Source organism: Amycolatopsis sp. NPDC043889, assembly GCF_056435645.1.
Genome location: NZ_JBWKEC010000011.1, coordinates 20,901 through 46,641 on the forward strand (window position 1 = coordinate 20,901; position 25,741 = coordinate 46,641).

The window sequence follows — 25,741 nt, forward strand, 5'->3', positions numbered from 1 at the left end:
TGGCGGGGAAGGAAAGTCAGCGGGGGAAGGGTTCGAAGTCGATCGGGAAGTTGATCGGGAAGCTGCGCGGTTTGATCCCGGTGGCCCGCGCGTAGGCGTTCCCGATCGCGCCGACCGGCGCGGGCACGCCGAGCTCCCCGGCGCCGCCGATCTCGCCCGTCTCCGGCATCACGTGGATCTTGACGTCCGTCGGCGAGTTCTTCTGCCGCGCGTAATGGAACTGCGAGTAGCTGCCCTCCAGCGGCAGACCCTTGTCGATGTGCAGACCCGCGGTCAGCGTCGTGGCGATGCCATCGGTCAGGCCGCCGAGCATCTGCGCCTCGATCCCGCGCGGGTTGATCGGCTTGCCGACGTCGACCGCGATGGTCGCCTTGGTGACACGCGGTTTCTTAGGGTCACGGGCGTCCATTTCAACGAGGCAGGCGGTGTACGACTTGTACTCCCCGTGCACGGCGACACCCTGCGCGAAGCCCTTGGGCATCTTCTTGCCCCACTCGCCGAGTTCGGCGACCTTGTCCAGCACCGCGCGCTGCCGGTCGTCCTTGATGAACTCACGCCGGAACTCGACCGGGTCCTTGCCGAGCTTCGCGGCGATCTCGTCGACCATGATCTCTTCCGCACCGCGCGTGCTCGACGAGTACACCGACCGCCAGGCACCGGTGTGGAAGTCCACCGGGACCTCGTTGAGCAGCTGCGTCGTGACGCCGAAGTTGTACGGCGACTTCACCGTCAGCAGGAACACCGTCTGCGCGAAGCTCAGGTTGCCGCCGACGGGCAGTTCGGAGGCGAACGCCGTGAGGACCTCGCCGAGCCCGTGGCTCCAGTCGGTTTCCACGCTGGCGACCCGGTGTTCGAAGGTGAGCACCTGGCCGAGTGCGAAGGTGGCGCGGATCTTGTGGTGGCTCGCGGCCCGCGCGCGGCCGTGGCGCATGTCGTCGATGCGGCTCCACATCAGCCGCACCGGCCGCTTGAACGCCTTGGACGCACGCGCGGCCTCGATGGCGCCGTCGGAGAACAGCCGCCGGCCGAAGGAACCGCCCGCCTGCTGGACGTGCACGGTCACCTTGTTCTCCGGCAGCCCGAGTTCCTGCGCGATGTTCTGCTTCGCGAGGATCGGCACCTTCATCCCGGACCAGATGGTCGCGCTGTCCTCCCGGACGTCGGCGACGGCCGAGTTGGTCTCCAGCGGGGCGTGGCTGGCGAAGGCGAAGTCGAACTCGCCGTCGACGTACTGGGTCAGCAGCGGCGGCACGATGAACGGGAGCGCGGCGGCCTGCAGCTTCTTCTTGATCGTCGCGTTGTTCTCGCCGTCGACGGTGCCGCCGTTCCAGGTGACGTCGAGGGCGTTCTTGCCGTCGAGCGCCTGGCCGAAGGTCTCGGCCATCACCGCGACCCCGGTCTTGATCACGGCGATGTCGATGATGCCGGGCATCGCGCGGACGGCGGCCTCGTTGTTGACCTGCTTGACCGTGCCGTTGATCGTCGGCGGGCGGCGGACCATGACCGGCTTCGCGCCGGGGATGTCCAGGTCGAGGGTGTACTGCAGCTGTCCGGTGACCATCGCGCGGGCGTCCTTGCGCGATTGCGGCGTGCCGACCAGCTTGTGCGCGGACTCCGCCTTCGGGGCCGCGGTGAGCTTGCCGAGGTCGGCGCGGGCGGCGGGCTTGGCCAGTGCGCCGTAGTCCGCGCGGCGTCCGTCGGGGGCGATCACCGAACCGTCCCTTGTGGACAGCCGGTCGGCCTTGGCGCCCCATTGCTGGGCGGCGGTCGCGACCAGGCGGGCGCGCGCTGCGGCCGCCGCGGTCCGCACCGGGGTGTAGAGCGAGCGCATCGTGTTGGAACCGCCGGTCAGCTGGTTGAACAGCAGCTCGGAGCGGGCGTCGGAGAGGACGACGTCGACGCGGTCGAGCGGCAGGTCCATCTCTTCGGCGACCAGCATCGCGTTCGCCGTGGTGATGCCCTGCCCGACCTCGGTCCGCGGCAGTTCCAGCCGCACGCGGCCGTCTTCGCGGACTTCGAGCACGAGAAGACCGGCGGTGGGGGCGTTCGACAGGATCAGCACGTCGCCGAGGTCGAGGATCTCGGCCGGCCCGGGCGGGGTCGGGATGACGGCTTCGGCCTCTTCGGGCGCGACGGTGTCGATACCGATCTTCGTGGCGATCGTGAGCGTGGGCGCGGCGACGAGGAAGGTCAGGAACCGGCGACGGCCGAGGCCTCCGGGGTCCGGGGCCTCGCCTGGGGTTCCAGTGGTGGGACTGGCCATCGGGAAGATCCCTTCGAGAGCGCGCGGAGAAGGCGGGGACCCTCGCGCGGCCTGGGGTCGGATGGCGACACGCTAGGCATCGGCATTCGGCCTAGTCAACGCGGAGTAGTCGGGTCGGCTCATCTGTGTGACGAGATGACAACGAACGGCCCCGAATGTGTGGCGCGCCACAGCACGCGGGGCAATTCGTCCTCTGAATGCGGTAGTTGGCAGCGCGAACTACCGCATTCAGAGGACTAAACGCGTCAGATGGAGTCGCGCTCCCGGCCCGCTTCGAGCAGGTCCTCGCGGGCACGCGCGACACGCGAACGCACGGTGCCGACCGGGCAGCCGCAGATCTCGGCGGCCTCGGCGTACGAAAGCCCGAGCACCTGGGTGAGGACGAGGACCTCGCGCCGCTCCGGGTCGAGCCCGTCGAGCAGCATCCGCAGCTCCACCAGGTCCTCGAAGCCGGCGACACCCTCCGCCTGGCGAGCTCCGCGCCGCTCGGCGGTGGCCTCCCAGTCGACGTCGGCGAGCTTCGGACGCGCCGAAGCCGCCCGGATGCGGTCGACGACGACGCGGCGCGCGATCGACAGGAGCCAGGTCCGCGAAGAGGACCGGCCGGCGAACCGCCGCAGGCTGCCGAACGCGCGCAGGTACGTCTCCTGGGTGAGATCGTCCGCGGCGCCGACGTCGGCGAGGTGCGCGACGAAGCGCCAGACGTCGGCCTGGGTGGCACGCACCCAGTCCTCGAGCGCCCGCCGGTCGCCGCGGGCGGCGGCGAGAGCGAGCTCGGTCACCCGCTCGTCGTCGTGGTTGCGCGGCCCGGCCATACGAGAAACGTAGCAGCGTCCCGGGAACCGGGGCAGGCCCGCGCCCGACAAGTGAGACGTGAAGTGCGAGACCTGCCGCGAGGCCCTGTCGGCCCGGCTCGACGGCGAAACCGAACCCGCCCCGCCCGAGGTGGTCGACCGGCACGTGGCGGGCTGCCCCGCATGCCGGTCGTGGCTCTCTCGCGCCGAGCGGATGCACCGGGCGATGCTGGTGCGGCCCGCTCCCCCGGTCCCGGACCTCACCGCCGTCATCCTCGAACGCACCCCAGCCCCGCCGAGCGAGGGCTGGCCTGCCAGGATCGCGCTCGCGCTGGTCGCGATCGCGCAGCTCGCCCTCGCCTTCGCCCAGCTGCTGGGCGTCGAAGACCACACCGCGGGGCACGGCACGGAATCCCTGATCGGGCACCTTTCGCATGAAAGCAGCGCGTGGAACCTCGCCGTCGGTGTCGGGCTCGGCTGGGCGGCCGTCCGCACGAAGGCGGCGTCCGGGCAGCTGCCCGCGCTGACCGGTTTCGTCGCGCTCCTCCTGGCGCTGTCGGCGGGTGACCTCGTCACCGGGCAGGTGACCGCCGGACGCGTGCTCACCCACGGGTTGGTCGTCGCCGGACTGCTGTTGCTGTACGTGGTGAACCGGCAGCACCGGCTGCGCAACCGCCCCAGCCCGGCGACGACGGCCGACCATCCGGGTTCTCACAGCGCGGAAACGGACCACGAGACCGGTGAAGCCCCCGAACGACCCCGGCAGCACAGGGGATTCCGGAGGCCTGCGAGCCGCCACGTCGCTTGAAGCCATCTGGTCTAGACCATTACCGGTCACTGGGAGCACGCGCCCGGATACCGGGTGAATCACGGTTTTTCGCGCGCGGCGTGCGCGATTCGCGGCGCGGACACGTTTATCGTCGCCTGGAACCACCGAATGTAAACCTTCTTGCCCATTTCGGGCCGGAGGCGGATAACTTTGGTGGAACACCTTGGTTCGACAGGAGGCGAAGCTCGTGGTTGGCGCAGAAAACCCACCCGTCGGCACCCCCGCCGGGATGCGGAAGATCAATCAGCGCGCCGTGCTGGACCTCCTGCGCCGCAGCGGCCCGGCGACGCGACCCCAAGTCGCCAAGGACACCGGTCTTTCGAAACCCACGGTGAGCCAAGCGTTACTGGCGCTCGAAGCGGCGGGTCTCGCCAGGGCGACCGGGCACACCTCGACCGGCACCGGCCGGTCCGCCGTCCTCTACGAAGCGGATCCCACGGCGGGCTACGTCCTCGGTGTCGACATCGGACGCGAGCACCTCCGCGTCGCCGTCTCGGATCTCGGCCATACCGTGGTCGCCCGCCGTGACGAGCGGAACACCTCACGTTCGGGCACCGCGCTCGTCAGCGCGGTGGGCGCCCTCGCCGCGGCGACCGTGCGCGAAGCGGGGCTGAGCCAGGCCGACATCGTCGTGCGGGTCCTCGGCTCCCCCGGCGTCGCCGACCCGGACAAACGCTGCTTCCGGCACGCGCCGAACCTGCCCGGCTGGGGCAAGGCGGGCCTGCTCGACGAACTCGAAGCCGTCCTCGGCCCGGATCTCATGGTCGAGAACGACGCGAACCTCACCGCCGTCGGCGAATGGGAACGCGGCGCCGCGCGCGGGGCGTCGGTGTTCGGCTGCATCACCATCGGCACCGGCGTCGGGATGGGCGTGATGGTCAACGGCCAGGTCTTCCGCGGCGCGACGGGCGCGGCGGGCGAGATCGGCTACCTGCCGTACGGACAGTCGGACGCGGCGGGCGAAGGCGAGGACTCGCCGCCGGTCCGCGGCCACCTCGAAGAGGCGACGGCGGCGCAGTCCGTCGTCCGCGGCGCGCGCGAACTCGGCCTCGGCACAGCGAAATCGGCCCGCGAGGTCTTCCGGCTCGCCCGGGACGGCGACGAACTCGCCCTGCGTGCCGTCGAGGCGGAGGCCGACAGACTGGCGTACACCGTGGCGTCCGTGGCCGCGGTGATCGATCCCGAACTGATCGTGCTCGGCGGCGGGATCGGCACCGCGGCCGATCTGCTGCTCGACCCGATCGACCGCGCCCTGCGCTCGTTCACTCCCTTGGTCCCGTCGGTCGTCCAGGGCGAACTGGGCGACGACGGGGTGCTGACCGGCGCGATCAGCGTCGGGTTGCGCGCCGCCGAAGGCCTGGTCTTCGAACGCAAGGTCGGCGCGGCCTGAGCGGCCGGGTCGGAAGTTCGCGTCGGCTTGCACCTGGGGAGGTGGTCGTCCCGCCACGTTCCGGCGCGCTCGCTGTCGTGGGGCTTTACCTGCGCGGTAATCGACGGCTGCGGAGCCCGCGCGGAACGATGTCCGTATGACCACAGCCAAGAAGATCGTCCTCGACTGTTTCGAGAACTTGTTCGTGCGCAAGGACTTCGCCGCCGCGGGCACGAACGTGCACCCGGATTTCGTCACGCACAGCCCGGGATTTCCCTCCGGCCGTGACGCTTTCGTGGAAGCGATGCGGAATTCGCCGATGGCGGGCGCGGACGTCTCGGTGAAACGCGTGATCGCCGACGACGAGCACGTCGTCGTGCACCTGCACGTCGTCCGCCCGGGCGAGGAACCCGGAGCGGCCGTCGTCGACATCGTGCGCGTGGAGGACGGGCTCATCGTGGAGCACTGGGACGTCAAACAGCCGGTGCCGCCCGGCGCGAAAATGTTCTAGGGCTTGATGATCAGGCAGGTGCTCGACGCCGTCGCGAGCACCTTGCCCTGACCGTCGCGGATGTCGCCCTCGGCGAACGCGACGCGCGAACCGGCCTTCACGACCCAGCCGTGGGCGCGGATCTCCCCCACCGAGCCGGAAATGGCGCGCAGGTAGTTCACCTTCAGCTCCACCGAGGTGTAGCCGATCCCGGCGGGCAGGGTCGAGTGCACCGCGCACGCCACCGCCGAATCGAGCAGGGTCGCCGCGACCCCGCCGTGCACGGTCCCGATGGGGTTGTACAGCGACTCGTCCGGCGTCGCGGCGATCACGACGTCGCCTTCGGCCACGCTCACCCAGCGCATGCCGAAATGCGCCGAGATCGGTGCCGGCGGGATCCGCCCCTCGGCGATGCCGGTGAGGTAGTCGAGGCCGGACATTTCCCGGCCGAGCCGGGCGGTGGGCAGCGGATCCTGCCAGGTCACGGTCTTCTGCCTGGTCTGCCCGGTGACATCGGTGGTCATGGCCGCCTCCTAAGACGATCGTCCTAGAGTTTCCTAAGACGGTCGTCCTAGTCAAGGGCTATGCTGAGCGACGTGTCCGACACCACCACTCGCGAGCGGATGATCTCGACCGCGATGACGCTCTTCCGCCGCGAGGGCTACCAGGCCACCTCGTGGCGGCGGCTGGTCGAGCAGGCCGGGACGCCGTGGGGGTCGGCGTACCACCACTTCCCCGGCGGCAAAGAGCAACTCGCGGTCGCCGCCATCGAACTCGGCACCGCCGTCGTGGCGAAGACGGTCCGCCGTGCCTTCGAGCGCACCGAGACCGTCGAAGACGCCGTGGCCTGGTGGTATCGCAAGGCGGGTGAGGCGTTGGCCGCCGACGACTACCGCGGTGGCTGCCCGCTCGCCACGATCACCCTGGAGATGGCGCACGCCTCGCCCGCCATCACCAAGGCGTGCCAGGACGCGTTCGCCGCCTGGCATGCCCTGCTCGTCGAACTGCTCAGTGATGTCAAGGATCCCGAAGACGTCGCGACGGCCATCATGAACAACCTCGAAGGAGCCCTGCTGGTCAGCCGGGTCCACCGGTCGTCCGACCCGCTGGACCGGGCCGCGCGGCATGTCGCGCTCGTGATCCGCACCGCCTGACGAAGCCGAGCGAGCACCAGCCGGCACGGGTAGCGTGGCCAGACATGATCGGTCTGCCCGACACCATCACGGCCTGTCTCTTCGACCTCGACGGCGTGCTGACCGGAACCGCGGCCCAGCATCGCGAAGCGTGGAAACGCACGTTCGACGAGTTCCTGCGCGCCCGCGACGGTGACGCGTTCTCGCCGTTCACCGACACCGATTACGCGGCCTACGTCGACGGACGGCCGAGGGCCGACGGCGTCCGCACGTTCCTCACCTCGCGCGGGATCGAACTGCCAGAGGGAAGCCCGGACGACGACATCGAGGCCGCCACCGTCAACGGGATCGGGAACCGGAAGAACCAGCTGGTGCTGAAGATCATCGACGAAGAGGGCGTGACTCCGTACCCGGGTTCCGTCCGGTATCTGGAGGCCGCCAAGGCGGCGGGGCTGCGCATCGGCGTCGTCACCTCGTCGGCCAACGGCGCGAAGGTGCTCGACGCCGCCGACCTGACCAAGTTCGTCGAAGCGCGGATCGACGGGATCGTGATCGCCGAGAAGAACCTGCGCGGCAAGCCCGCCCCCGACTCGTTCCTCGCCGGCGCCGAGGCGTTCGGTGTCGCACCGGCGAACGCGGCCGTCTTCGAGGACGCCCTCGCGGGCGTGCAGGCGGGCAAGGACGGCGGTTTCGGTTACGTGGTAGGGGTGAACCGCGCGCATCAGTCGGGCGAGCTGCTCGCGCACGGCGCCGACGTCGTGGTGGAGGACCTCGCCGAACTCCTGGAGGATCGCAAGTGACCGAATCGCTTCTCCGCGGCTACGAGGTCGCGCCCTGGGAGCTGCGCTGGCACGGAATGGACGTCGACGCGTTGCAGCGCACCGAATCGGCGTTCGCGGTGTCCAACGGGCACATCGGCCTGCGCGGCACGCTTGAGGAGGCCGAGCCACGCGGCCTTCCGGGCACCTACCTGAACGGTTTCTACGAACAGCACGATCTTCCTTACGCGGAAAGCGGTTACGGCTATCCCGAAGAGGGACAGACCGTCGTCAACGTGACCGACGGCAAGGTCATCCGGCTGCTCGTCGAGGACGAACCGCTCGACATGCGGTACGGCCAGGCGACCGAACACGACCGCGTGCTCGACTTCCGGAAGGGCACCCTCGCGCGCGACACCGTCTGGTCTTCGCCGACCGGCCGCCGGGTCCGGGTGAAGACCGAACGCCTGGTCTCCTTCACGCAGCGGGCCGTCGCGGCGATCAGGTATGAGGTCGAACCGCTCGACGACGACCTCCAGCTGGTGGTGCAGTCGGATCTGCTGGCGAACGAACCGATCGAGTCCGACACGCGTGACCCCCGGGTCGCGGCGGCGCTGGAGTCGCCGCTGATCGGGGAATACCACCACGCGGAGGCGTATCACGCGGTGCTGGTGCACCAGACCCGCCGATCCGGTTTGCGGATGGCCGCCGCGATGGACCACAAGATCGACGTCTCCGACGGCGTGCGCACGCATATCGAGGCCGAGGAAGACCTGGCGCGGCTCACCATCGCCGTCGACGTGCCCCAGGGCGGACGGCTGCGGATCACCAAGTTCCTCGCCTACGGCTGGTCCGCGCAGCGTTCGGTGCCCGCCGTGCGCGCGCAGGTCGAGGCCGCGCTGGCCGGGGCCCGGCAGACCGGCTGGAAGGGGCTGCTCGCCGAACAGAAGGAGTTCCTCGACGACTTCTGGGAGACGTCGGACATCGAGATCGACGGCGACCCGGAACTCCAGCAGGCCGTGCGGTTCGCGCTCTTCCACCTCCTGCAGGCCGGAGCCCGCGGCGAGGCGAGGGCGCTGGCGGGCAAGGGGTTGACCGGCCCCGGCTACGACGGGCACGCGTTCTGGGACACCGAGACGTTCGTCCTGCCCGTGCTCACCTACAGCATCCCGGACGCCGCCCGCGACGCACTGCGCTGGCGTCACTCCACTTTGGACAAAGCACGGGAAAGGGCGGCACAGCTGGGTTTGCGCGGCGCGGCGTTCCCCTGGCGGTCCATCAACGGCGCGGAATGCTCCGCGTACTGGCCGGCGGGCACGGCGGCGTTCCACGTCAGCGCGGACATCTCCGACGCCGTCGTGCGCTATCTCAACGCCACCGGCGACGACGAGTTCATGCGGACCTGCGGCGCCGAACTGCTCCTCGAAACCGCGCGATTGTGGTTGTCACTCGGGCATTTCGACCGGCGGGGCCGGTTCCGGATCGACGGCGTCACCGGGCCGGACGAGTACTCCGCGGTGGCGGACAACAACGTCTACACGAACCTCATGGCCCGCCGGAACCTGTTCTACGCCGCCGAGATCGTCGGCCAGCACGACGACGTCGCCCGCCGGTTCGAGGTCGGCGCGGACGAGGTCGCGTCGTGGCGCAAGGCCGCCGACGCGATGCTGGTGCCCTACGACGAGGATCTCGGCGTACACCCGCAGTCCGAAGGGTTCCTGGAGCACGACGAGTGGGATTTCGAGGCGACGGACCCGGATTTCTACCCGCTGCTGCTGAACTACCCGTACTTCGACCTGTACCGCAAACAGGTGGTCAAGCAGGCGGATCTCGTGCTCGCGCTGCATCTATGCGGGGATTCCTTCACCCCCGAGGAAAAAGCGCGCGACTTCGCCTACTACGAGGCGCGAACCGTACGGGATTCCTCGCTGTCGGCGGGAACGCAGGCGGTGGTGGCGGCCGAGGTCGGGCATCTCGAACTGGCTTACGACTACCTCGCCGAGGCGGCGCTCACCGACCTGCACGACGTGCACAACAACGTCCGCAACGGTCTGCACCTGGCGTCGCTGGCGGGCGCGTGGCAGGGCACCGTCGCCGGTTTCGGCGGGCTGCGCGACTACGGCGGCCGGCTGAGCTTCGCGCCGAGGCTGCCGCCGCAACTCCGGCGGATCGCGTTCCGGCTGACCTTCCGCGGCACCCGGTTCCAGGTCGAGATCGACGGCGAGGGCGCGACGTACCACGTGATCACCGGGGCACCGCTGGAACTGGTGCACCACGGCGACACGTTCACGGTGACCGCCGAGCCGGTGCGGCTGCCGATCCCGGCGCTCGACCCGGGGCCGGCGCCGGTGCAGCCCGCGGGCCGCGCACCGGCGCGGAGGCAGCCGAAGGACGCGTGACCGGTCCCTTCGCGTGCTATGAAAGGTCCTTTCCTTGCAAATTTTGCAAGGAAAGGACCTTTCATAGCACGCGCGGCGAGCTCAGTCCGGGGGTTCGACGGGCACTTCGCCGCCGCCCGGCACGTCGTCGACCTCCTTGGTGCCGTGCGGCCCGACGTCACGATTGGGCACGCCGGGCACGTCGGTCTTCGGCTGGATTCCGCGAAGGTCGTCGAGGTCTTCTTCGTCGTCCTGCCCGAAGCTCTTCTTGCTTTCCCTCATGTGTCCGGGGTACCCGCTCGCGGCCGGATGCGCCAGTCTTCAGGCGGCTTTGGCCGATTCACCCTCCGGGGTGACCAGCCCGTCGAGCATGCCGAGCAGCAGCCCGTCCCGGGTGGACCACGGGCAGATGGCGACCTGGCCACCGGCCAGCGTCAGCAGCGCCTCGGCGACGATCGCGCCCGCGAGAGCCTGGTGGGAGCGCTGCCGCGAGATACCCGGCAGTTCGGCGCGGCGTTTGGCGGGCAGCTTCGCCAGCCGAGGGATCCACGCGCGCAGGTCGTCGAGGTGCAGTTCCCGGGAGCGGGACGGCCGGTCCCCGGCGAGCCGGGCGAGCTGCCGCAGCACCTTGGAGCAGCCGACGGCGCGATGGTCGCGGATCCGCGGGAGGACGTCCTGCATCGCGTCGCGGAACTCGTCGAGCACGTGTTCCCGCATCGCCCGCACGACCTTGGGCGACGGACATTCGGTGGCGAACCAGTCCCGGGTCAGTGACCGGGCGCCGAGCGGCAGGGAGTGCGCGAACCCGGCCTCCTCGCCGTCCCCCGCGGCTAGTTCGACGGTCCCGCCGCCGATATCGAGCACCAGCAGCCCGCCGGCGGAAGCGCCGTACCACCGGCGCGCGCCGACGTAGGCCAGTTCGGCCTCGCGGCGGCCGGTGAGGAACCGCAGTTTGACCCCGGTGGCCTTCTGGACGTCGCGGACGACCTGCTTGACATTGCCCGCGTCGCGGATCGACGAGGTGGCGAGCGGGTACACGTTTTCGACGCCGTGCTTGGCGGCCATCGTCATCCCCGCCTCGACCGCGGACGAGACCGCGTCGATACCACGCCGGGTCAGGTTCCCGTCATCGTCGAGTTCCCGGTCCAGCCGCAGCCGCGTCTGGTGGCTCAGTGCGGGGTCGAGCGGCGAACCGCCCTTGGCAAGAACCACCAGCCGTGCACTGAACGAACCGACGTCCAGGACCGCGGCGGACGGCTCGCCGATCTGCTTGCGCACGCGAGGCACCTCACCTTCGTCGCGAACGGATTCCCCGAGGTCTCGCTTTCACTCCTGATAATGGCGTATTTTCTCGCCGTTCAGGCGTGGTTTACGTTCCCTTTCCACCGGGAGGCCGTTTTTTGACCACGAAGGGGGTACGCCAGCGCAGGTCAAGTATACCGGATCGATACAGGTGAGAGGTTCGCCTCCCCGCCGCGTGCCTAGCCGACCAGTTCGCGCAGCTTCGAAACCTGCGCCACGCGCGCCTCCCGGCCGGGCAGCATCGGGTTGACCACCAACGTGGTCGCGCCGGCCTCACGGAAGGCGGCGAGGCGCTCCTTGACGTAGCCCTCCGGCCCGATCAGCGAGATCGCCCTGATCAGTTCCTTCGGCACCGCCGCGGCGGCCTCGTCCTTCTTGCCGTCCAGGTAGAGGTCCTGGATGAGCTTCGCTTCGGCCTCGTAGCCGTACCGCTGAGCGAGACTGTTGTAGAAGTTCTTGCCGCGCGCACCCATGCCGCCGATGTAGAGCGCCAGCATGCCGCGCAGGTGGTCCAGCAGCCCTTCGACGTCGTCACCGATCGCCAGCGCGGTGCCGACGAAGGTGTCCAGCTCGCCCAGCGACGGGTCACGCTTCGCCTTGCCCTCGGCCAGCGACGCGCCCCAGACCTCGGCGGCCTTCTCGGGGTGAAAGAAGATCGGCTCCCAGCCCTCGGCGAGTTCGGCGGTGAGCGCGACGTTCTTCGGGCCGATCGAGGCCAGCAGGATCGGGATCCGCTCGCGCACCGGGTGGTTGATCAGCTTCAGCGGCTTGCCGAGGCCGGTGCCCTGCTCGGGTGGCAGCGGGATCGAGTAGTGCGTGCCGGAGTGCACCACCTTCTCCCGCCGCCACACCTGACGGCAGATGTCGATGATCTCGCGGGTCCTGCCGAGCGGCGCGTCGTACTTCACGCCGTGGAAACCCTCGATGACCTGCGGACCCGACGCGCCGATGCCGAGCGTGAACCGGCCGTCGGACACGAAGTCGAGCCCGGCGGCGGTCATCGCGGTCAGCGTCGGCGTCCGCGTGTAGATCTGGAAGATGCCCGAGGCGATCTGGACCCGTTCGGTCTTCGCCGCGACGTAGCCGAGCTGGCTGACCGCGTCGAACGAGTAGGCCTCGGGGACGAAGACGATGTCCAGCCCGGCCTTCTCCAGCTCGACGATGTCCGCCACGCTGTCGGCGAAACCACCGGCGTAGCTGATCGCGGTCCCGATCCTCATCGGCATCTCCCTCGTTGGTTACTGAGCGCTCGCTTAGCGACAGTATGCGCCGGGACGCCGCCTTTCGCCTGTGTCCCGGCTCACTGCGCGGCCACCCAAGCCTTCACCACGTCGTCCAGCACCCGCAGCGGGAGGATCCCGTTGCTCAGCACGACCTCGTGGAAGCCCTTGATGTCGAACCGGTCGCCCAGCGCGGCCTCGGCCTCGGCACGGATCCGCTCGATCTCGAGCCGCCCCACCATGTACGACAGCGCCTGCCCGGGAACGGCGGCGTAGCGGTCGATCTCGGCCTCGATCTCCACCCTGGCCATGGGCGTGTTCTCGGCCAGGTAGTCGACGGCCTGCTGACGGCTCCAGCCGAGCGCGTGCATCCCGGTGTCGACGACGAGCCGCCCGGCGCGCATCGAATCCTGGGTGAGCATGCCGAACCTGGTCAGGTCGCTGGAGTACAGGCCCATCTCGTCGGCGAGGCGCTCCGAGTAGAGCCCCCAGCCCTCGACGTAGGCGTTGACGTCCGCGTGCCCGCGCAACATCGGCAGGCCCTTGAGCTTGTGCGCGATGCAGATCTGGAAGTGGTGCCCCGGAACGGCTTCGTGGAAGGCGATCGCCTCGCTCGTGTGCTTCGGGCGCTGCTCGGCCTCGTGGGTGTTCGCGTAGTAGGTGCCCGGCCGCGAGCCGTCGAGCGACGCCTCGATGTAGTACGCCAGCGTGCCGCCGGGCGCCTCGGCCGGCGGGACCGGCTCGACCTGGCACCGCTCCTCGGGCACGGTCGAGAACCACTGCGGGGCGACGGCTTCGGCGCGGGTGATGGCGTCACGCGCGGCGTCGAGCAGTTCTTCACCGTCCCGCCAGCGCAGGGCCGGGTCGGTGCGCAGCCGCTCGAAGATCGCGTCGAGGTCCTTGGTGCCGAAGATCTTCTCGCCCAGCTCGCGATACTGGTCGGCCAGTTTCGCGATCATGTCGAGGCCGGTGTCGTGCAGCTCCCGCGCGGTGCGCTCGGTCGACGTGTGCGCCCGGATCAGCGCGGCGTACTTCTCCTGCCCGCCAGGGAGCGCGCAGAGACCCGGCTCGGTTTCGGGCTTCGCCACGGGACGCAGCTCGTCGGCGAGGAAGTCGCGGTACCGCGTGTAAGCGGGCCGGACGACCTCGGCCAGCAGCCGGTCCCGTTCGGTTTCGTAGCCCTCCACGGAAACGGACGCGGTGAGCGCCAGCGGATCCCCCGCCTCGTCACCGAGATAACGCTCCACGTAGGCGATCCCGCCTTCGACGAGGAAGCCGGGCGGGACCAGCCCGTCGGCCGCCGCCGCGCGCTGGCGCACGATCAGGGCGTCGAGATAGGCGCCCATGCCTTCCAGCCGCTTCAGGTAGCCGCGGACCTTTTCCTCGTCGTTCAGCGACAGCACCGAGAGTTCGTTGAGCATGAACAGCGCGGGCGACGCCAGCCCATCGCTGACCGAGAACTCCGCGGCCCGCGAATCGAGGACGTCGACCATCGCCTTCGCCTGCTGGATCACGACCTCGCGGGTGACCACCTCGGCGGGGGAAAGCCCTTCGGAGTCGAGGGCTTCGGCGCGCTCGGCGATGACGACCGCCGTCGCGCGCTGCGCGGCCGCGGCCTCCGCGCTCGGATCGGGCAGCGCGCCTTCGTCGCCGGGGAGCCCGAGCAGCGAGCGCCACAGCGGAAGCTCCTCGAACTTGAGCTCCATCAGCTCGTCGGCGAGACCGTTCGGGGTGTCGCCGTGGCCGGCGACCCAGTCGCGGACCACGCCGTCCAGCACCGAGAGCGGCAGCGCACCGCCGCCGAGCACGACGTCGTGGAAGGCCTTGATGTCGAACCGGCTGCCCAGCGTCAGCTCCGCCTCGGCACGGATGCGCTGGATTTCCAGCCGTCCCACCATGTACGACAGCGCTTGGCCGGGGAACGCGATGTACCGGTCCACTTCGGACTCGATCTCCACCGGCGCCATCGGCGTGTTCTCGGTGAGGAAGTCGATGGCCTGGCGGCGGCTCCAGCCCAGCGCGTGCAGCCCGGTGTCGACGACCAGCCGTCCGGCGCGCATCGAATCCATGGTCAGCATGCCGAGCTTCGCGACGTCGTCGGAGTACAGGCCCATCTCGTCGGCGAGGCGCTCGGTGTACAGGCCCCAGCCCTCGGCGTACGCGGTGAAGTCGCCGATTCGGCGCAGCAGCGGGAGTTCGGTGAGTCCCTGCGCGAGGCTCAGCTGGAAGTGGTGGCCGGGAATGGCCTCGTGGAACGCCGTCGCCTCCGCCGCGTGCCGGAACCGCTCCTCCGCCTTGTGGGTGTTGGCGAAGTAGATGCCGGGCCGGGAGCCGTCGACCGCGGGCCACATGTAGTACGCGGCGGGCGCGCCGGGCGCGGATTCGGCGGGAACCGGCTCGACCGTCCACGGCTGCGGCGGGATCCGGCCGAACCACTTCGGCGCCTCGGCCTCGGCCCTGGTGATGGCCGCGCGGGCGGAGTCGAGCATCTCGTCGGCACCGGACCAGCGCAGAGCCGGGTCGGAGCGGAGCTTGGTGAAGATCTCCTGGAGGTCGCTGGTGCCGAAGACCCGCGAGCCGTACTCGCGGTACTCGTCGGCGAGGCCCGCGATCACGTCGAGCCCGGTCTGGTGCAGCTCACGCGGGGTGCGGTCGGTCGTCGTGTGCATCTCGGCGAGCAGGGCGTAGATTCGCTCGCCGTCGGGCAGCCAGCAGACGCCGGGCTTGTCCTCGGGACGGCCGTGCGGCGCGATCTCCTTCGCGAGCACCTCGCGGTACTCCGCGATCGCGGGCCGGACGACGTCACGCAGCAGGGCGGCGCGGCGGGTCTCGAAGTCGTCGTCGGGCGCGGGCTGGCGCAGCAACGGATCGGCCGAGGGCTCGGCGAGGTGCCGGTCGAGGTACGCGACGGCGGCGTCGACGAGGTACGCGACCGGGACCAGCCCGCGGGCGACGCCGTCACGGTGCCGCTGCGCGGCCTGCCGCAGGTACTCCGGAATCGCGGCGATCCGCCCGAGGTGCGCCTCGGCCTGCGCGCCCGTCCCGACCGACATCATCGGCAGCACGGTGAGCACCTCGGCGGCGGGTGAGATGAACAGGTCACTGACGGTGAACTCGACGAACCGGGAGTCCAGCAGCGCGATCCTCGCCCGCGCCATCGCGATCAGGACATCACGGGTGGTCTTCTCCTCCGCGCTCAAACCGTCGGAGGCGAGTGCCTCGGCCCGCTCGGCCAACCCGGCCAGCCGCGCGCGGAAGGCGTCCCCCGCGGCCTCGCTGAGATCGCTGAGCCCGGTCGATTCCGGACGGAAGCCCTGCAAAGCGGGCATGACCGGCTCGGCGTCGAAGAGGGCTTCGACGAACTCGTCGGCGAGGGCGGAGACTTCGCTCATGTTTGCTTTCCCCAGAGGTCGATGGAGGCGGTATCCCCGACCCTAATGGAGACCGCGTACTACCGAAGCCGGGTTTTGCCGCACTCGGACGGCCTCTCCCCGCGGCGCCGGGAGCGAGACGGTAGCGTTCCCGGACGTGGCCGTGACCGATCCCGTGGACATCCGCCTGCTCGCCGCCCTCGCGGACCTGGGCAAGGCGGCCGTACACGAACTCGCGGCCAAGGTCGGGATGGACCCGCGCGAGGTCGCGTACCGCCTGGTCGCCCTCTCCGGCAGCGGGTTGCCGCTGCTCGTGGGCGTGGAGAGCGACCCGAACGGGCTACGGGCCGCCATCGCGAGCGCGCCGCCTTCCTGGGCTCAGCAGCCCCAGCAACCTCCGCAGCCCCAGCGTCCGCCGGGGCATTCGGGACCGCACAACGTCCAGGGCACCCCCTCCGGGCCATACAACGTCCAGGGGACGCCGTCGGGCGCGTACAACGTGCACGGCACGCCGTCGGGCCGCTACCCCGGCCCGCCTTCGGCCCCGGTACGCCAGCCGATGGCGCCGCCTCCGCGACCGCCCGCCCCGCCGCAGCAGCAGTTCGCGCCGCCCCCGATGGCGCCCGCCGACCCGGTGATGAGCACCTGGGGCGTCCCGCAGACCGCGTCCTGGGCACGCGGCGACGAACAGCAGGTCATGCCGCAGCCCGCCCCGGAGGGCAAGAAGGGCCGGACCGGTGACGTGATGGAGACCCAGGGCCTGGAGGGCGAGCAGCTCACCGTCCAGCTGCTCGAGGTCCAGGACCCGGCGGACTACCTGTTCAGCGCCGCGGGCTACTCGCTGGAAGCCGGGGAACGGTCGGTCGTGGTGCACACCGAGATCACCAACCGCGGGAACATCCCGTTCGTGTCGCTCCCGGACAACTACCTCGAACTGCTCACCGCGGACGGCAAGCCGATCGCGAAGGCGCCGGTCTCGCTGACGTCGCGGCCGCCGCACAAGATCGGCGTCCGGCCCGGGGAGACCCTGGGCGGGCACACCGTCTACGTGCTGCCGGACTCGACGCGCGTGGTCGCCGTGCGCTGGTCACCGCGGCCCGAGCCGGACGAGCGCACGCTGACCTGGTCGATCGACGATTAGCTCGCGGCGGCTCCCGGTGCCTTCGTGACTTGTGGTCCGTGAAGGCCTCCTTGCCTACTCTCAAGGTAGGGAAGGAGGCCTTCACGGACAGGAGACTCGCGCCTAGTTCTCGTCCTGCAGGATCCGCAGCGCGTTGGCCAGGTCGTCCGGGTACTCCGACTCGAACTCGACCCAGCGCCCGTCGGCCGGGTGGGCGAAGCCGAGCGTCTTCGCGTGCAGCCACTGCCGGGAGAGCCCGAGCTTGCGCGCCAGCACCGGGTCGGCACCGTAGGTCAGGTCGCCGACGCACGGGTGCTTGAGCGCCGAGAAGTGCACGCGGATCTGGTGCGTGCGCCCGGTCTCCAGTTTGATCTGGGCCAGCGACGCGGCGCGGAAGGCCTCGACGACCTCGTAGTGCGTGACGCTGGGCCGCCCACCCTGGACGACGGCGAACTTGTAGTCGTGCCGGGGGTGCCGGTCGATCGGCGCGTCGATGGTGCCGCGTGTCGGGTCCGGGTGGCCCTGCACGATGGCGTGGTAGCCCTTGTCGACGGTGCGTTCCTTGAACGCCCGCTTCAGCACGGTGTACGCGTGCTCGCTCTTCGCCACGACCATGACGCCGGTGGTGCCGGCGTCCAGCCGGTGCACGACGCCCTGGCGTTCGGCGGCGCCCGAGGTCGCGATGCGCAGCCCGGCGGCGGCGAGCCCGCCGACGACGGTCGGCCCGGCCCAGCCGGGGCTCGGGTGCACGGCGACACCGACCGGCTTTGAGATCACCACGATGTCGTCATCGTCGTGCAGGATCTTCATGCCTTCGACGGGTTCCGCGACGACCTCGACGGCTGAGGCCGGATCGGGCAGCGTCACTTCGAGCAGTCCGCCGGCGGTCAGCCGGTCCGATTTCCCGGCGGGCCTGCCGTCGAGGAGGATCTCACCGGATTCGGCCAGCTCCGCCACGACCGTGCGGGAAAGTCCCAGTAGTTTCGCCAGCCCCGCGTCGACGCGCATGCCGTCGAGCCCGTCGGGAACGGGCAACATCCGCGCGCTCATTCGCTCGCCGCCTTCTTTTTGTCCTTTGTAGACGTTCCATCGTAGTCCTTTCCCAGCAGGGAAAGGATCACGATGAGCACGCCGCCGACGCAGATCGCCGAGTCGGCGACGTTGAAGATCGCCCAGCCCTGCCCGTTCGGCGCGAACGCGGAGATCATGTCGACCACGTGCCCTTGCAGCGGGCCGGGCGCGCGGAAGATCCGGTCGGTCAGGTTGCCGAGCGCGCCCGCCAGCACCAGGCCGAGGCCGATGGCCCAACCGACCGAGCGCAGCCGCCGGGACAGCCAGACGATGGCGATCACGACGGCGATCGCGACCAGCGCGAGCACCCAGGTCAGCCCGGTCGCCATCGAGAAGGCGGCACCGGGGTTGCGCACCAGCTGGAAGTACACGAGCCCGCCGAGGAACTCGACCGGCTGCTTGCCCTCCAGCGTGGACACGGCGATCTGCTTGGTGAGGAGGTCGATCCCCCACAGCACCGCGGCGACGGCGAACACCACGGCGACGCGCTTCTTGGGCAGCGGTGGCGACGGTGGCGCCGTTTCGGGCTCAGTACTCACAGCCCCATTGTCCACTGAGCGTGTTCAGGACTCCTCGGCGGCCGTCTTCGGCCTGCTCAGCAGGGCCGCGAACGCCCCGGCGAGCACGACCAGCGACGAAAGCACCAGCGCGAGCTGTCCCTGCGCGAGCACGACCGCGCAGAGCACGAACGCCGCGGCCACGACCAGTACCAGCACGCTGCGCTCCAGCCAGGCGAGCCCGACGAGGCCCAGCGTCAACAGGATCGCGCTCCGGGTGTCACCGTCGAGATCGAATTCCCAGTAGCCGACCAGATCCGCCAGCACGATGGCGACCAGTCCGCCGAGCGCGATCGCGGCGACCTTCCACCAGCGCATGGTCTTTGTCCGGATGGCGTAGAACAGCACCGTGCCGAGGTAGACCGCGAGAACGGCGAACAGCCAGTCGTCGTTCCGGCCGGCGATGTCGAACGACGTGTCCAGCGCGGCGGCGGTCTCGCGGCTCATCTCGACCCCGCGCAAGGATCCGAAAACCCCACCATCACCGACCCCATACAGATTCTGGGTCAGGAACTGCTGCTCACCGGCGGGCGCGTAGGCGAACCAGCCCCCGGACCACATCCCGCCGAAGGCCACCACGATCAGCTGAGCGAAACCCAGCAACGCCAGCGGAAACCAGTAACGCGGTCGCTCGTTCCCCATGCGGGGAGAGGATAGTGGGTCAGGCGCAGAACGGGGGAAGTTCGCGCGGATCGTTCTCCGGCACCCAGCGGCCCTCCGGCTTCTCGTACTGCCAGCGCGCGCCGCGGGCGACGATCTGGCGCAGCGCCAGGACGATCCGGTCCACGTGCTCGGTGGTGCTGCCGAGGCCGAGGCTGACCCGCACGGCCTGCTGCCCCGTCGCACCGGCCACGGCGATCAGCCGCTTCGTCGCCACGTGCGCGCAGAACGCGCCGTCCCGCACACCGATGCCGTACTCCGCGGACAGCACCGCGGCGAGCCAGCCTGGGTCGAAGCCGTCGACGACGAAGCTGAGCGTGCCGACCCGGTCGACCGGCGCGTCGAACAGCCGCAGTTCGGCGAAACCGGGGATGGCGGCGAGGCCGCGACGCAGCCGCGCCAGCAGCTCCTCCTCGTGGGCGACGATCCCGCCCCAGTTCGCGGCCAGGGTCTCGCAGGCGACACCGAGCGCGTAGACGCCGACGGTGTTGGGCGAACCGGCTTCGTGCCGCTCGGCGCCGGAATTCCAGACCACGCCGAGGTTTTCGGAGTCACGGGTGACGAGCTTCGTCGCGCCGCCACCGGCGAGGTACGGCTGAGCCGCGCGCAGCCAGTCGGCGCGGCCGATCAGCGCGCCGGCACCGAAAGGCGCGTACAGCTTGTGCCCCGACAGCGCGACGTAGTCGACGTCGAGATCGCGGATCGAGATCTTGCGGTGCGGCGCGAGCTGCGCCGCGTCGAGCGCGATCCGGGCGCCGTGCCGTCGCGCGACGGCCGCGATCTCCTTGACCGGCAATAGTTCCCCGGTCACGTTGGACGCTCCGGTGAGCACCACCAGGCGCGGGCCCTGCGGGCAGTCCGCGAGCGCTTCGTCCACGGCGGACACCGCGGCGAGGCGGGTCCGAGGGGTTTCGATCCGGCGGACGTTCGGTCCCTTCCACGGCAGCAGCGCGGCGTGGTGCTCGGTGTCGAACACGACGACCGACGTGTGCTTCGGCAGGCTGCGCGCGAGAAGGTTGAAGGAATCGGTGGTGTTGCGGGTGAACACGACGGTGTCGGTCGACCGCGCGTCGACGAAGCCGCGCAGGATTCCGCGCGTGCGCTCGTAAAGCTTGGTCGAGACCTGCGAGGCGAACCCGGCGCCGCGGTGCACGCTGGCGTACCAGGGCAGGAATTCGTCGACCGCGGCACGCACCTTGTCCAGGCAGGGGGCGCTCGCCGCGTGATCGAGGTTGGCGTAGCCGATGTCGCCGCCGGTGACCAGCGGGACCCGCAGATCGGCGCACGCGACCGTCGGGATTTGGTGCGTGGCAACGGTTTCAGCAACTTCAGCGGGAGCGCTGGTGCGTTCGAGTGCGAGAGTCATCGTCATCCTCCGGGTCAGGGGACCCGACGAGGATCCCGCGCTTGCCCGTCGCACCACGCGACGAGCCAGGTCCTCACCCGGGGCACCCCACCGCGGTAGGAGGGTTGCCGGTCAGCTAGCCGGGGCTTGACGCTGACACTCGTGACCTAGGAACGAAGTTAGCGGATGAGCGGGCGATCGAGCCAGCCCTCGTCCGCATCTTGAGACGCCGCTCACGTGCTCCGCAAGCGGGAAGAACCGCTGCCCGGCGCCGCGCCGCGCCGGGCAACGGCCGGTCAGACCCGGAATCGGCCGGGCAGCGGGACGGTCGCGCGGGAGGAGACCTCAGTCGCTGTGCCGGAGTACTGATCGGTGCCCGCGGTGAACCGCCAGCCGCCGAAGGTCTTGCCGTCGACGGCTTCGCCGTAGGCCTCGGCGACCTTGGTCGAGACCTCGTCGTAGGACAGGCCGTTCCAGTTGCCCGCGCCGACCCCGAAGTCGCGCGAGTCGCCGCCCTGCACGGCCGCCGTGGGCAGGGTCCACAGGGTGAAGTGCACATGGGCGCCGGTGCTGCTGCCACCACAGGGCAGCGCGTTACCGGTCCGGCCGAGCGCGTCGCCGGGGGCGACCTTCTGGCCGTCGGTGACCGCGATGTTCTCCAGGTGGTAGTACCCGGTCCGCCAGCCGCCGTCGTGGTCGACGGTCACCCAGTCGCCACCGGAGCAGTGCTGGATCCGGACCGTGCCCGCCAGCGGGGCGCGAACGGTCTTGTCCCCGGGGCTGAAGTCGATGGCGTTCTTCACTCCGGACGTCCCGTTGTCCGAGTGGATCCCCGCCGAGTAGACCGACTGGCCCGTGTCGAAGGGGAGCCCGAACGCGGGAAAGGCCCCGGCCGCCGTCGCAGTCGGGGCGGCGAGAACCACTCCGACGAGCGCCACAGCGGCCCCCAGACCGGCGAACCGCACAGGAAGTTTCGTCACCTTGCGTACTCCTTACCCCGTGACACTCACCCATTCGATGGAGTCAGTTGCGGGGAAAGTAATTCAAAGGGAGTACGAAAGGGAAGAATTTTCTGAGATCAACCGACGAACAGCTGGTGCCGGTTCGTGACCTACTGGCCGGATTCGCCCTTCCACCTGGCGAGGCGGCCTGCGCGGTCGACGGCCCGCAGGCGTCGTTCGGCCGCGTCACGGGCTTCGGCGGTCGTCACGACGAGTAACTGGTCGCGTTCCTGGAGCCTGGTGTTCTTGTTCGGCGTGAAGCCGGAGCCGTCTCGGACGAGGAGGCTGATCGTCGCCCCCACCGGCAGCCGCAGTTCGGCCAGGTACACGCCGTGCATCTTCGATCCCGCGTGGATCCGGACCTGCAGGAGTTCCGCGCCCATCTCGTCGAGCGGCGCGGAGTCGACGTCGATCTCGTGCGCCTCGGCGTGCTGGGCCAGCCCGAGGATTCTCGCGAGCGGGGTCAGCGTCGCCCCTTGGAGCAGTGTCAGCACGATGACCAGCACGAACACCGCGTCGACCAGCTGCTGCGCGCCCGGCACCCCGGACGACAGCGGGATCAGCGCGAGCACGATCGGGACCGCACCGCGCAGCCCGGCCCAGGACAGGAACACCTGTTCTCGCCAGGGGATCTTGAACGGCAGCGCCGACAGCAGCACCGACAGCGGGCGGGCGAGCAGCAGCACGACCGCACCCGCGACCAGGCCCTGGACCAGGCTTTCGAAGATCCTGCTCGGCGAGGCGAACAGGCCGAGCAGCACGAACAGGCCGATCTGCGCGAGCCAGCCGAGCCCTTCGGCGAAGGACAGCGTGTCCGACCGGTGCGGCAGCTTCGAGTTCCCCAGCACCAGGGCCGCCACGTAGGTGGCGAGCAGGCCCGACGCGTGGGCGAGCTGCCCGCTCGAGTACGCCACGACGCACACCGCGACCGTGGCCAGCGGGTACAGACCGGTGGCGGGAAGCGCCGCCCGGCGCAGCGCGAACACCCCGCCCCAGCCGAAGGCCAGGCCGATCACCAGCCCGGCGGCGAGTTCGTAGACCACCAGCAGCGGCAGCGACCAGTCGATGGTCGTCCCCTCGGCGAGGACGACGACGGCGATGTAGGCCGGGGCGTCGTTGATCCCCGACTCGATCTCCAGCGCGCCGACGAGCCGCTTGCCGATCCCCGCGGATCTCAGCACCGAGAAGACCGCGGCGGCGTCGGTCGAGGCCAGTACCGCGCCCCACAGCAACGCCATCCGCCAGTCCAGGCCCAGTAACCAGTGCAGGGCGGCGCCGGTGACCGCGATGCTCACCACCACGGCCACTGTGGACAGTGCGATTCCGATGCCCAGCGAGGGTTTCACGGCCGACCACCGGGTGGTGAGGCCACCTTCGGACAGGATCATCACCAGCGCGGCGAGGCCGAGCGACTGGGTCAGCTCGGGGTTGTCGTACTGGATGCCGAACCCGGCTTCGCCGAGCAGGACCCCCATGCCCAGGTACAACAGCAGCGAAGGAAGGCCGACCCGGATCGACACCCGGACGGCGATCACGGCGACGAGCAGCACGGCCCCGCCGGTGCCGAGAATGAGCGGGAGTTGCTCCATGTCGCCTCCCGTTCCGGTCGCCGTGAGGGCTCCAGAATAGTGAGGCGGTGCTCGTCACTCGTCCGTGTACCGGCCGAAAACCGTCCGGACAGCCTGTGTTACAGACTGTCCATTACGGACTGCGCAGGGCCACCAGGTCGACGCCGAGTTCCGCGAACGGTTCTTCCGCCGCGGGCAGGACTTTCACCGCGCGGTTGCCCTCACGGGACAACCAGCCGGCGCTCACTCCGTGAGACAGTAACGCCGCGGGGGCCCGGCCCGCCAAATGATCACGCCGGACCGTCCAATCCAGACAGTCACGCAGCATCGGGCGGCGGCCGCCGTCGATCTCCACCCCGAGTGCGCCGAGCACCTCGCGGCCGCGATCGGTCAGCGTCAGGCCGCCGGCGTCGTCGATCAGCCCAGTGGCGAGCATCCCGTCCCGCAGCGCGACGCCGACCGTCCCGGCGAGGTGGTCGTAGCAGGTCCTGGCGAACCCGAGCCGCTTCACCCGCACGGACGACCGCAGCCCCTTCACCGGCCGATGCTCGGCGTGCTGCGCCAGACGCTCGATCAGTTCCGCCACCCGGGGGTCGGCTATCCGGACGTAACTGTGCCTCCCCTGCTTGACCCGCACGACGAAGCCTGCCTCGGTCAGCTTCGTCACGTGCTCGCTCGCCGTCGACGCGGCCACCTCGGCCGCGCCTGCCAGCTCGGTCACCGTCCAGGCACGCCCGTCGAGCAGCGCGAGGCACATCGACGCGCGGCTCGGATCGGCGAGCACGGCCGCGACCTCGGCCAGGGCGATCGTCTCCATGCGTCCACCGTAGAAGACCCACGGTTCGGCGACCGCCGAAGCGTCAGCCTGCCAGGAACTTCGCCGCCAGCTGCACCGCGGGTTTGGAGTCGTTGGAACCTTCGAGCATGACGGCGAAAGCGACGTCCCCGCGATAGCCGACGAACCAGCCGTTGGCGTCCGCGCCCGACCCGAACTGCGCCGTCCCCGTCTTGCCGAAGACCGCCCCGCTGCCTTTCAGCGCCTTCGCGGTCCCTGTCGTGCAGACCTCGCGCATCATCGCGCGGACCTGGTTCAGCACTCCGGCCGGCGGGGCCTGGTACCCGGCGTTGACCTTGGTCTCCAGCCCCTGCCACAGCTTCGGGACCACCGGCTTCCCCGTGGCGACCGTCGCGGCCATGAGCGCCGCACCCAGCGGGCTGACCTGGACCCTGCCCTGCCCGATCCCGGCTTCGACCTGCTCGTCACCGCTGCCGGACGGCTCCACCTTCCCGGTCTCCGTCGCGAGGCCCGGGATCTCGAAGTCGGCGTTGAGGCCGAACTGGCTTGCGGCCCTCGCGAGTCCGTCCGCGGGCAGCTGCTTGGCGAGCCGCCCGAAGGTCGTGTTGCACGACGCGGCGAACGCCGTCTTCAGCGGGACGGTCCCCAGGTCGAACCCGTTGTCGTTCTTGAGCGTGCGGGTCCCGATCTGCTCACTGCCCGGGCAGGCCAACGGGGAGTCGGCGGTGACCCCGCCCTGCTGCAACGCCGCGGTCGCCGTGGCGATCTTGAAAGCCGAACCCGGCGAGTACAGGCCGTTGAGCGCATCCGGCCGGTTCCCGGCCGCGCCGTTCTGCGCGACCGCCAGGAGTTCGCCCGAAGTCTTCATCGCGACGATGATCGCCGGCCCTCCGAAGCCGTCGACGGCTTTCTGGGCGGCTGCCTGAGAAGCCACGCTCAAGGTCGAGGTCAACGGTTTGCCGGTCTCAGCGGTCTGCCCGAAGAGCGTTTCGACCGGCTTCCCGGAGGCGTCGACGCGCGACACGGTGACGGTGGCCGGGGTTCCGCTGCCGCCGTTCTGCTCGGAGGCGACCTTGGCCAAGGCCCCCTGCAGGATCGGCGCGACGCCCGCCGCGTCGCCGCCGACGAGGGCCTTGCCGTCGCGGTCGGCCACGACCGGTTTGGCCGAAACCGGGGCGACGGCGAGCCGCTGCCCGGCTTCGAGCTTCGGGTGGATCACCGACATCGCCCAGCGGACGACCCATTTCCCGGCGTTGCGCACCAGGTCCAGCTTGCCTTCGTATTTCCAGACGCTGCCGCCGGCGAACGTCCACGCGGCGTGGAAAGGTGGCCGACGTCGAGGGCGCGTCACCCGGCGTCGTCGGGACCTCGCCGAGAGACGTCTTGACGGACGCCCCGTTGAGCGTGTTGCGCGTCCCCGCCCACGCGGTCGTGGCCTCCGCCGGATCGTCGACCGGGGCGGTGGTCAGGTCACCCATGTCGAACAGCCGCAGAAACCGGCCGGCGACCTGCGCGGGGCTGTCCTGCGCGTTCGCGGTGGACTCCCCCGGGCCGACGGCGGCCGCAGGCGCCCGGTCCTCCTTGACCAGCAGCACCACCGCGGCCACCACGATGGCGACGACCGCCAGCGCGGCGCCGATCAGGATCCCTCTTTTCCGGGCAGGACTCATGGATTCGCTCTCCCCCATACGGCGCGCCCCTCGCGCGCCCCCGGGC

At 70.2% G+C, this 25,741-nt stretch carries 21 protein-coding genes, 1 pseudogene and 1 riboswitch; of the genes and pseudogenes, 7 read left to right on the top strand and 15 right to left on the bottom strand.

What is annotated here, in order from left to right; translation table 11 throughout:
- Window positions 1-16 precede the first annotated feature (16 nt).
- Window positions 17-2,263: a xanthine dehydrogenase family protein molybdopterin-binding subunit gene (locus tag AC0685_RS21255; RefSeq protein WP_478227139.1), complete on the bottom strand. Its 2,247-nt coding sequence runs from the start codon at window positions 2,261-2,263 to the stop codon at window positions 17-19.
- A 245-nt stretch (window positions 2,264-2,508) separates the two neighbouring features.
- Complete coding sequence (gene sigC / locus AC0685_RS21260) at window positions 2,509-3,078, bottom strand: RNA polymerase sigma factor SigC (RefSeq protein WP_034324554.1); 570 nt, start codon at window positions 3,076-3,078, stop codon at window positions 2,509-2,511.
- A 58-nt stretch (window positions 3,079-3,136) separates the two neighbouring features.
- Here sigC and AC0685_RS21265 point away from each other — a divergent pair, with 58 nt between their 5' ends.
- The 3 genes from AC0685_RS21265 (at window position 3,137) to AC0685_RS21275 (ending at window position 5,766) form a co-directional block, all read left to right on the top strand.
- Window positions 3,137-3,865, top strand: coding sequence for a zf-HC2 domain-containing protein (locus tag AC0685_RS21265; RefSeq protein WP_478227140.1), 729 nt, complete (start codon window positions 3,137-3,139; stop codon window positions 3,863-3,865).
- Between the two features lie 208 nt (window positions 3,866-4,073).
- A complete protein-coding gene (locus AC0685_RS21270; protein WP_478227141.1) occupies window positions 4,074-5,276 on the top strand; it encodes an ROK family transcriptional regulator in 1,203 nt (400 codons plus the stop codon).
- Window positions 5,277-5,412: 136 nt separating this feature from the next.
- Window positions 5,413-5,766: a nuclear transport factor 2 family protein gene (locus tag AC0685_RS21275; protein ID WP_478227142.1), complete on the top strand. Its 354-nt coding sequence runs from the start codon at window positions 5,413-5,415 to the stop codon at window positions 5,764-5,766.
- Here the strand turns inward: AC0685_RS21275 and AC0685_RS21280 are convergent.
- Window positions 5,763-6,269 (bottom strand): PaaI family thioesterase, encoded by a 507-nt coding sequence (locus AC0685_RS21280; RefSeq protein WP_478227143.1) that lies wholly within the window; start codon window positions 6,267-6,269, stop codon window positions 5,763-5,765. The two genes, AC0685_RS21275 and AC0685_RS21280, sit on opposite strands and share 4 nt — an antisense overlap.
- Window positions 6,270-6,341: 72 nt before the next feature.
- Here AC0685_RS21280 and AC0685_RS21285 point away from each other — a divergent pair, with 72 nt between their 5' ends.
- Genes AC0685_RS21285 through AC0685_RS21295 form a run of 3 tightly spaced genes read left to right on the top strand, consistent with a single transcriptional unit; the run spans window position 6,342 to window position 10,035 of the window.
- The gene (locus AC0685_RS21285; protein WP_478227144.1) at window positions 6,342-6,899 is read left to right on the top strand and encodes a TetR/AcrR family transcriptional regulator; all 558 of its coding nucleotides are present in this window, start codon (window positions 6,342-6,344) and stop codon (window positions 6,897-6,899) included.
- Window positions 6,900-6,943: 44 nt separating this feature from the next.
- Complete coding sequence (locus AC0685_RS21290; protein ID WP_478227145.1) at window positions 6,944-7,678, top strand: HAD family hydrolase; 735 nt, start codon at window positions 6,944-6,946, stop codon at window positions 7,676-7,678.
- Complete coding sequence (locus AC0685_RS21295; RefSeq protein ID WP_478227146.1) at window positions 7,675-10,035, top strand: glycoside hydrolase family 65 protein; 2,361 nt, start codon at window positions 7,675-7,677, stop codon at window positions 10,033-10,035. The genes AC0685_RS21290 and AC0685_RS21295 overlap by 4 nt, the downstream gene beginning before the upstream one ends.
- A gap of 81 nt (window positions 10,036-10,116) precedes the next feature.
- On the opposite strand, the gene AC0685_RS21300 is transcribed toward AC0685_RS21295, so the two are convergent.
- The 4 genes from AC0685_RS21300 to AC0685_RS21315 form a co-directional block, all read right to left on the bottom strand.
- A complete protein-coding gene (locus AC0685_RS21300) occupies window positions 10,117-10,296 on the bottom strand; it encodes a hypothetical protein (RefSeq protein WP_478227147.1) in 180 nt (59 codons plus the stop codon).
- Window positions 10,297-10,335: 39 nt separating this feature from the next.
- Window positions 10,336-11,292 (bottom strand): Ppx/GppA phosphatase family protein, encoded by a 957-nt coding sequence (locus AC0685_RS21305; protein WP_478227148.1) that lies wholly within the window; start codon window positions 11,290-11,292, stop codon window positions 10,336-10,338.
- 203 nt (window positions 11,293-11,495) lie between these two features.
- Window positions 11,496-12,536: an LLM class F420-dependent oxidoreductase gene (locus AC0685_RS21310; RefSeq protein ID WP_478227149.1), complete on the bottom strand. Its 1,041-nt coding sequence runs from the start codon at window positions 12,534-12,536 to the stop codon at window positions 11,496-11,498.
- Between the two features lie 80 nt (window positions 12,537-12,616).
- Entirely contained in the window at window positions 12,617-15,928 is a 3,312-nt protein-coding gene (locus AC0685_RS21315; protein WP_478227150.1) for a DUF885 domain-containing protein, read from the bottom strand.
- Between the two features lie 136 nt (window positions 15,929-16,064).
- Here AC0685_RS21315 and AC0685_RS21320 point away from each other — a divergent pair, with 136 nt between their 5' ends.
- Window positions 16,065-17,048 (top strand): AsnC family protein, encoded by a 984-nt coding sequence (locus AC0685_RS21320; protein ID WP_478227151.1) that lies wholly within the window; start codon window positions 16,065-16,067, stop codon window positions 17,046-17,048.
- Between the two features lie 102 nt (window positions 17,049-17,150).
- Here the strand turns inward: AC0685_RS21320 and AC0685_RS21325 are convergent, their stop codons facing one another.
- The 8 genes and pseudogenes from AC0685_RS21325 to AC0685_RS21360 form a co-directional block, all read right to left on the bottom strand.
- Entirely contained in the window at window positions 17,151-18,077 is a 927-nt protein-coding gene (locus tag AC0685_RS21325) for an RluA family pseudouridine synthase (RefSeq protein ID WP_340687722.1), read from the bottom strand.
- Window positions 18,074-18,637 (bottom strand): signal peptidase II, encoded by a 564-nt coding sequence (lspA, locus tag AC0685_RS21330; protein WP_034319164.1) that lies wholly within the window; start codon window positions 18,635-18,637, stop codon window positions 18,074-18,076. Before lspA ends, AC0685_RS21325 begins: the two co-directional genes overlap by 4 nt.
- A 24-nt stretch (window positions 18,638-18,661) precedes the next feature.
- Window positions 18,662-19,297 (bottom strand): hypothetical protein, encoded by a 636-nt coding sequence (locus tag AC0685_RS21335; RefSeq protein WP_478227152.1) that lies wholly within the window; start codon window positions 19,295-19,297, stop codon window positions 18,662-18,664.
- Between the two features lie 19 nt (window positions 19,298-19,316).
- Window positions 19,317-20,681, bottom strand: coding sequence for an aminotransferase class V-fold PLP-dependent enzyme (locus AC0685_RS21340; protein WP_478227153.1), 1,365 nt, complete (start codon window positions 20,679-20,681; stop codon window positions 19,317-19,319).
- A gap of 32 nt (window positions 20,682-20,713) precedes the next feature.
- A riboswitch (SAM riboswitch) is annotated at window positions 20,714-20,828 on the bottom strand.
- Window positions 20,829-20,956: 128 nt separating this feature from the next.
- Window positions 20,957-21,640, bottom strand: coding sequence for a M23 family metallopeptidase (locus tag AC0685_RS21345; RefSeq protein ID WP_478227154.1), 684 nt, complete (start codon window positions 21,638-21,640; stop codon window positions 20,957-20,959).
- Between the two features lie 131 nt (window positions 21,641-21,771).
- The gene (locus AC0685_RS21350; RefSeq protein WP_478227155.1) at window positions 21,772-23,250 is read right to left on the bottom strand and encodes a potassium/proton antiporter; all 1,479 of its coding nucleotides are present in this window, start codon (window positions 23,248-23,250) and stop codon (window positions 21,772-21,774) included.
- Between the two features lie 112 nt (window positions 23,251-23,362).
- Window positions 23,363-24,046 carry an ArsR/SmtB family transcription factor gene (locus AC0685_RS21355; protein ID WP_478227156.1) on the bottom strand — a complete coding sequence of 228 codons (684 nt, stop codon included), beginning with the start codon at window positions 24,044-24,046 and terminating at the stop codon, window positions 23,363-23,365.
- Window positions 24,047-24,089: 43 nt separating this feature from the next.
- A pseudogene (locus AC0685_RS21360) lies at window positions 24,090-25,695 on the bottom strand (penicillin-binding transpeptidase domain-containing protein).
- Window positions 25,696-25,741 lie beyond the last annotated feature (46 nt).

Excerpts from the sequence above, each read along its gene's own strand:
- AC0685_RS21300 (WP_478227147.1), bottom strand. The coding sequence starts at position 10,296 with ATGAGGGAAAGCAAGAAGAGCTTCGGGCAGGACGACGAAGAAGACCTC.
- AC0685_RS21325 (WP_340687722.1), bottom strand. The coding sequence starts at position 18,077 with ATGAGCGCGCGGATGTTGCCCGTTCCCGACGGGCTCGACGGCATGCGC.
- AC0685_RS21275 (WP_478227142.1), top strand. The coding sequence starts at position 5,413 with ATGACCACAGCCAAGAAGATCGTCCTCGACTGTTTCGAGAACTTGTTC.
- AC0685_RS21350 (WP_478227155.1), bottom strand. The coding sequence starts at position 23,250 with ATGGAGCAACTCCCGCTCATTCTCGGCACCGGCGGGGCCGTGCTGCTC.
- AC0685_RS21280 (WP_478227143.1), bottom strand. The coding sequence starts at position 6,269 with ATGACCACCGATGTCACCGGGCAGACCAGGCAGAAGACCGTGACCTGG.
- AC0685_RS21290 (WP_478227145.1), top strand. The coding sequence starts at position 6,944 with ATGATCGGTCTGCCCGACACCATCACGGCCTGTCTCTTCGACCTCGAC.
- AC0685_RS21255 (WP_478227139.1), bottom strand. The coding sequence starts at position 2,263 with ATGGCCAGTCCCACCACTGGAACCCCAGGCGAGGCCCCGGACCCCGGA.
- AC0685_RS21315 (WP_478227150.1), bottom strand. The coding sequence starts at position 15,928 with ATGAGCGAAGTCTCCGCCCTCGCCGACGAGTTCGTCGAAGCCCTCTTC.
- sigC (WP_034324554.1), bottom strand. The coding sequence starts at position 3,078 with ATGGCCGGGCCGCGCAACCACGACGACGAGCGGGTGACCGAGCTCGCT.
- AC0685_RS21340 (WP_478227153.1), bottom strand. The coding sequence starts at position 20,681 with ATGACTCTCGCACTCGAACGCACCAGCGCTCCCGCTGAAGTTGCTGAA.
- AC0685_RS21310 (WP_478227149.1), bottom strand. The coding sequence starts at position 12,536 with ATGAGGATCGGGACCGCGATCAGCTACGCCGGTGGTTTCGCCGACAGC.
- AC0685_RS21335 (WP_478227152.1), bottom strand. The coding sequence starts at position 19,297 with ATGGGGAACGAGCGACCGCGTTACTGGTTTCCGCTGGCGTTGCTGGGT.
- AC0685_RS21355 (WP_478227156.1), bottom strand. The coding sequence starts at position 24,046 with ATGGAGACGATCGCCCTGGCCGAGGTCGCGGCCGTGCTCGCCGATCCG.